Raw genomic sequence first — 6,814 nt, 5'->3', positions numbered from 1 at the left:
AGCGAAGCCATTCAATACGAAGTATTGTATAAATAGAGAACAGCAGTAAGATATTTTCTAATTGAAAATTATCTTACTGCTGTTTTTTAGGGATTTATATCCCAGCCTGTTTAATATAGTGCGTTGCTTTTCTCATTTATTAGGTGAAAACATTCTCATATATTAAGTAAAGCGACAGTCATAATTATCAATTCCTTTCATAAGAATTAACTGTTAACTAGAGTTTACACCACCTTTCAAAATACCCCCACTTGTAATGTACAAAATATGCTCACTTAAACGATAATCGTATCTCTGCCAAGCTATTTCAACTCTGCTTTAATATAAATTATTCTCCAGTATGGGATGCTTATATCTCTATCATGATATTTCAACGTCGCTTCAACAACTTTATCATTTCATATTTATGCGGGTACACTTCAACGCTACTAATATGAATGATACAACCACAGATTCTCAACACTAAAATTCACAATATGTTTACTCTATTTTTATCAATTCAAGCATACTTATTGAAAAATGTTAACGTTTTCTTGATAATCATTGTAAGCGTATTAATTTTACAAACCAATGATTGAAATATACTACAGGAGTGACACACAATGACTCAAATTACTGAAAGAGAATTAAAAAAGAAATATTTGGATTTATTATCTCAACATTTCGATACTCCAGAAAAGCTTGCGACTGAAATTATTAATTTAGAATCTATTTTAGAATTACCTAAAGGTACGGAGCATTTCGTCAGCGATTTACATGGTGAATATGAAGCTTTCCAACACGTATTACGCAACGGTTCTGGGAACGTGCGAGCGAAAATCAATGATATTTTCAAAGACAAGTTATCAACGAAAGAACTTAACGATTTGACTGCCCTTGTTTACTATCCAGAAGACAAATTGCAACTTATTAAATGCGATTTTCAAAATTATGGACAATTAAATGTTTGGTATATTACGACGATTGAACATCTCATTCAGCTAATTAAATATTGTTCTTCAAAATATACGCGTTCAAAACTTCGACGTGCCTTGCCGGAGCAATACGTTTTCATCGTAGAAGAGTTATTATATAAGAACAACGAATTCAAAAATAAAAAATCTTACTACGAAACACTTGTAAATCAAGTGATTGAGCTTAAGCAAGCGGATGATTTAATTATAGGGCTTGCGTATTCTGTACAACGCTTAGTCGTCGATCATTTACACGTTGTCGGTGATATTTATGATCGTGGCCCGCAACCAGATAAAATCATGGACACGCTGATTAATTATCATTCTCTGGATATTCAATGGGGTAATCATGATGTGCTATGGGTTGGTGCTTATGCAGGGTCTAAAGTATGTTTAGCTAATTTACTACGTATTTGTGCACGTTATGACAATCTAGATATCGTTGAAGATGCATACGGTATTAATTTAAGACCTTTGCTAACATTAGCCGAAAAGTACTATGATGCAGATAATCCTGCTTTTAAACCTAAAAAAAGACCTGACAAACATGAACGTTTAACACAACGCGAAGAAAGTCAGATTACTAAAATTCATCAAGCTATTGCGATGATTCAATTCAAACTGGAAATACCGGTTATTAAGCGCCGTCCAAACTTTGAAATGGACGAACGACTTGTACTTGAAAAAGTTAATTATGATACTAATGAAATAACAGTATACGGAAAAACATATCCATTAAAAGATACATGCTTCCAAACTGTTAACCGTGATAACCCAGCAGAATTACTACCTGAAGAAGAAGAAGTCATGAACAAACTATTATTGTCATTCCAACAATCTGAAAAATTACGTCGTCATATGTCTTTCTTGATGCGTAAAGGCTCTCTTTACTTACCATATAATGGCAATTTACTCATTCATGGTTGTATTCCAGTTGATGAAAATGGTGAGATGGAATCATTTGAAATTGATGGTCATACTTACAGCGGCCAAGAATTATTAGATGTGTTTGAGTATCATGTCCGTAAATCATTTGATGAAAAAGAAAATACTGATGATTTATCGACGGATTTAGTTTGGTATTTATGGACTGGGAAATATTCGTCATTATTTGGTAAACGTGCGATGACTACGTTTGAACGATACTTTATTGCAGATAAAGCTTCTCATAAAGAAGAAAAGAATCCGTACTATCATCTTCGTGAAGATGTGAATATGGTTCGTAAAATGCTCAGTGATTTCGGATTAAACCCAGATGAAGGACGCATTATTAATGGTCACACACCAGTGAAAGAAATTAATGGCGAAGATCCTATCAAAGCTGAAGGAAAGATGCTTGTCATTGATGGCGGCTTTTCAAAAGCTTATCAGTCAACAACTGGCATTGCAGGCTATACATTGTTGTATAATTCATTCGGAATGCAACTCGTTGCACATCAACAATTTAATGCAAAAGAAAAAATTCTTTCCGAAGGTATCGACGAACTGTCAATTAAACGTATTGTTGATAAAGAATTACAACGTAAAAAAATCCGCAATACAAATAAAGGTAAAGAGCTTCAAGCTCAAATAGATATTTTGAAAATGTTGATGCATGATCGTTACTTAGACTAAAGACAACATTTGGTGCATGTATCGTGCACTTATTTAGTGGTGCTGTGTTTACGCATTGGCTACGCAAATGCGATGGTAAATAGGCGACCTAGCTACACCGAAAAAATCCCCTCACTATTGCGAGTAGTGAGGGGATTGGCGTATCTATGCTAGTTCCTGTTAACTGTATTATAACAACTTTACAGTAAAAAAATGCAAAATTAACTAATAAATTAATAAAATGACCGACGTCCTTGCTTCTACTCCAATTTAACAAAATACTATATTAGTACTATATTTTTCATTAACATGTATGTTACATTTTCTATATTACTTAAAATTACGAAGGGACATTTTTAAATCATGCGTATCTTAAAAGAGTCCATTATTGTGGCATTTGCCTTTGTGGGTGTTGTCGTTGGTGCCGGCTTTGCTACTGGTCAAGAAATTTTCCAGTTTTTCACAAGTCATGGCGCATATAGCATTTCAGGCATTATTGTGACAGGACTATTGATTACTTTAGGTGGAATGATTGTCATGCATACAGGTCATCATCTAAAGTCTAAAAATCATTCTGATTCAATTAACTATTTCTTATACCCCTCTATTGCAAGAGGTTTTGATATTATTTTGACAATGTTTATGTTGTCTCTAGCTATTATTATGACTGCAGGTGGCGCTTCAACCATTCATCAAAGTTTCAACTTACCGTATTGGCTGAGCGCACTCATATTAGTTGCCTTTATTTTAGCAACACTGTTTCTAAAATTCGATCGTTTAATTGCTGTGCTTGGCGGTGTTACCCCATTTTTAATTGCGATTGTCATTATGATTGCGGTGTACTATTTCACAACGAGTCATCTTGATTTTACTGCCGCTAATAATGATGCTCAGATTCATAAGCAGAAATCATTATCACCTGGATGGTGGTTTGATGCGATTAACTATGCAAGCTTGCAAATTGCTGCTGCCTTCAGCTTCTTATCGGTGATGGGTAGTAAAGTTAAGTATCGTGACTCAACGTTATACGGGGGCTTGATTGGCGGTTTAATCATTACATTTTTACTCATGATGATTAACCTAGGTTTGATTTCTCAATTCGATAAAATTAAACACGTCGATTTACCTACATTAAAATTAGCGACACAAATGTCTCCGTCAATCGGTATTATTATGTCTGTCATTATGATACTTGTCATCTACAATACTGTTGTTGGATTAATGTATGCATTTGCGTCACGTTTCAGCGTTCCATTTAGCAGACGTTACTTCATCATTATTATTACAATGGCTGTCATCACTTATATTAGTACATTTATCGGTTTCATTTCATTAATTGGAAAAGTATTCCCTATTATGGGATTGTTCGGTTTCATCTTACTCATACCTGTACTCTATAAAGGTTTAATTAAGCGTATTACCGGCAAATCTCATATCGATTAAAATATCTATACTATTGTAAAATTTAGTACAACACTTCAAAATCAAAAAAGCGGGCAGATGAAAAGTAAAAATCTTTTCCATCTGTCCGCTTCTTAATAGAACTGTTATTTCCCAAGTATTTGTTGACCAGCCGTTAATCCAGTTTCTGTAATTTCATGACCATTCACCCAAACTTCTTCGACTTGTGCCCCACGTGTCTTAAATAAGTTAATAACTTGTTCACTTGCAGCTAATGGCACAATTGGATCATGTTTCCCCATGGAAAGCAACACACTGACATCTGATAAATTCTTTGTTGACGTTACTTCAATCGGATATAACGGTGCATATAACAATGCTTTTTTAAATGGTGCCTCTGAACGCAACATTAAGTTAATCGCTATATTTGATCCATTTGAAAATCCAACAAGCACAGCCTTTTCAATATCAAAATCATAACGTTCAGCAGCTTCTTTAATGAACGTTAACAATTCTTGTCCCCGAAATGCCAAATCTTCTTCATCATAAACACCTTCACCAAGACGTTTGAAATAACGGTTCATCCCATTTTCTGAAACTTGTCCTCTAATACTTAACAAGTGATAATTTTCATTCAATGCTTCGCCTAATGGTAATAAATCGAACTCATCACCACCTGTACCATGCAATAATATTAGCGTCGGCGCACCATTTTGTCCTTCTCTAAAAATATGTTCCATCACAAATCCCTCTCATTCCAATTAATCATGTTGACGCTTCGTATTAAAAGGTCTAACTTCCGATTCTATATATTCTCTTTTATTTTCTAAAAATGGTGGTAAGGATAACCCTTCGCCTAATGTTTCATAAGGTTCATCTTCCATAAATCCTGGTCCATCTGTTGAAATTTCTATTAAAATATGCCCCACACGTGCATATAATGCTTCAAAATAGAAACGATTAACGATGCCTGAGTTGTTAATACCTACCTCTTTATATTTCGTTGCCCACGATTCTATTGCATCATGATCTTTCACACGAAATGACACATGATGTACCTCACCATAACCTTGACGTGCTGCTGGCCCTTTATCATCTTTTATTAAGATTACCTGGCCACCATTGCCTCCTTCGCCAACTTCAAGTAATGCGACATTATCTTCATGCGCAATAGTTGTCATACCGTAAACAGTCTCTAAAATATTTTTAAAGTCGTCAAAATAACTTACTTTAATTTCAATGGGTCCTAATCCATAAATCGCTTTATCTACTGGAACCGGTCCATTCTTCCAAGGTACACCAGGTGCTACCCCTTCATTTAACTCATCTGAAATTAATTGATACACTTGGCCATCGACTTCTTCAAATGGCAACACTTTTTTACCAAACAATTCTTGAATACCTTCGTGTTTAACACCAAATTCATCAAAGCGCTGTTCATAATACATTAATGCGTCATCGTTAGGAACTCTAAAAGACGGTCTTGTAATGGAATTTGTTCCTGCCTGCCCTTTTGTAATATTTGGAAAATCAAAGAACGTCATGTCTGTACCTGCCGAACCTACGTCATCTGCAAAAAATGTATGATAAGTATAAATATCATCTTGATTGACTGTCTTTTTAACTAAACGCATGCCTAATACTTCTGTAAAAAATTTATAATTACGTTCTGCATCATCTGTCATTGCTGTGACATGGTGAATACCTAGTAATTCATGATTATTTGTCATTTTATATACCCTCTTTATATTTTTAGTGTATTTATCTCGAAACAGAGATATTTTAATGTAAATTTTTAGTGCACGCCTTACACTTCTGTAGATTGTGCACTTAGTTTCTTAAACGCTTGTTGTAAGATTGTTAATTCATCCTTTGTTAACACATCAAACGCTTTTGTTAATGTCTCAGCATGCTTAGGGAAAATATCTGCCATTTGACTTTGACCTTTTTCAGTTAAAGAAGCCATATATACACGTTTATCATCTTTATCCTTTTCACGTGTAATCCAACCTTTGTCCTCTAATTGACTTACAACATATGAAATGCTGCTACTTGCAATTAATACGCGGTCTCTAATACGTTGAATTGGTTGCGGACCTTTATTATAAAGCAACTCGAGCACTGCAAATTCAGTAATATTTAAGCCATATCGCTTTACGTCTTCTTTTGTAATTTGCTCTAATGTGTCTAACGCCCTATTCATTCCGACAAAGACATTGAGCGATTGTTTCGTTCGATCCATATCATCACCAACTTTTCAATCTATTTCGATTTCGAGATAAATTATATAGCTGAATGAATTTAATGTCAAGATACGTGTTTTCATCTTCATTTCAAATTGCGCTTAATAAAAACGACTACATAGATGTGGCAATGTCGTCACATGACTGTCATGCACCTTTGACTTCGTTTAAGTTAAAATAGAATAGGGAAATACTATAATCAATCATGATAGGAGTTGATATGTATGAGTAACCTTGAAATTAAACAAGGCGAGAACAAATTCTATATTGGTGATGATGAAAATCATGCTTTAGCTGAAATCACATACCGTTTTGTGGATAATAATGAAATTAACATTGATCATACAGGCGTATCTGATGAACTCGGTGGTCAAGGTGTTGGCAAAAAACTAGTTAAAGCAGTTGTTGAACATGCTCGCGAAAATCATTTAAAAATCATTGCCTCATGTTCATTTGCCAAACATATGTTAGAAAAAGAAGATTCATATCAAGATGTGTATCTTGGTTAAATAAATCTCGCGATGGTGCGCCAGTGCCATCGTTTTTTTTATGAAAAGAAAACCATACGCTATGCGTATGGTTCAGAAAAGGTTCTACCATTGTCACAAAAAATGCATCTCTACG

General features: G+C 34.6%; 6 protein-coding genes. 3 read left to right on the top strand and 3 right to left on the bottom strand.

The features are described 5' to 3' along the window. Positions 1–602: 602 nt before the first annotated feature. Positions 603–2,567, top strand: a complete 1,965-nt coding sequence (locus tag ACXQH5_RS13675) for a fructose-1,6-bisphosphatase (RefSeq protein WP_000192180.1) — start codon at positions 603–605, stop codon at positions 2,565–2,567. A gap of 342 nt (positions 2,568–2,909) precedes the next feature. After that, the gene (locus tag ACXQH5_RS13670; protein ID WP_001823753.1) at positions 2,910–3,989 is read left to right on the top strand and encodes a YkvI family membrane protein; all 1,080 of its coding nucleotides are present in this window, start codon (positions 2,910–2,912) and stop codon (positions 3,987–3,989) included. Between the two features lie 104 nt (positions 3,990–4,093). Here ACXQH5_RS13670 and mhqD read toward each other — a convergent pair whose 3' ends face one another. From mhqD to mhqR, 3 genes are all read right to left on the bottom strand, one after another. Beyond that, positions 4,094–4,687, bottom strand: coding sequence for a methylhydroquinone degradation carboxylesterase MhqD (mhqD, locus tag ACXQH5_RS13665; RefSeq protein WP_000400031.1), 594 nt, complete (start codon positions 4,685–4,687; stop codon positions 4,094–4,096). A gap of 21 nt (positions 4,688–4,708) precedes the next feature. Next, a complete protein-coding gene (gene mhqE, locus ACXQH5_RS13660; RefSeq protein ID WP_000183735.1) occupies positions 4,709–5,677 on the bottom strand; it encodes a ring-cleaving dioxygenase MhqE in 969 nt (322 codons plus the stop codon). Positions 5,678–5,754: 77 nt separating this feature from the next. Beyond that, positions 5,755–6,189 carry a MarR family transcriptional regulator MhqR gene (mhqR, locus tag ACXQH5_RS13655; RefSeq protein WP_000376242.1) on the bottom strand — a complete coding sequence of 145 codons (435 nt, stop codon included), beginning with the start codon at positions 6,187–6,189 and terminating at the stop codon, positions 5,755–5,757. 225 nt (positions 6,190–6,414) lie between these two features. Between mhqR and ACXQH5_RS13650 the strand changes: the two genes are divergently transcribed. Further along, entirely contained in the window at positions 6,415–6,699 is a 285-nt protein-coding gene (locus ACXQH5_RS13650; protein WP_000067112.1) for a GNAT family N-acetyltransferase, read from the top strand. The last annotated feature ends 115 nt before the right edge of the window (positions 6,700–6,814 follow it).

It is taken from the genome of Staphylococcus sp. SA22 (genome assembly GCF_054165785.1).
Note: the sequence above shows the minus strand (reverse complement) of the source record. Positions and strands in the feature narration are given on the sequence as shown.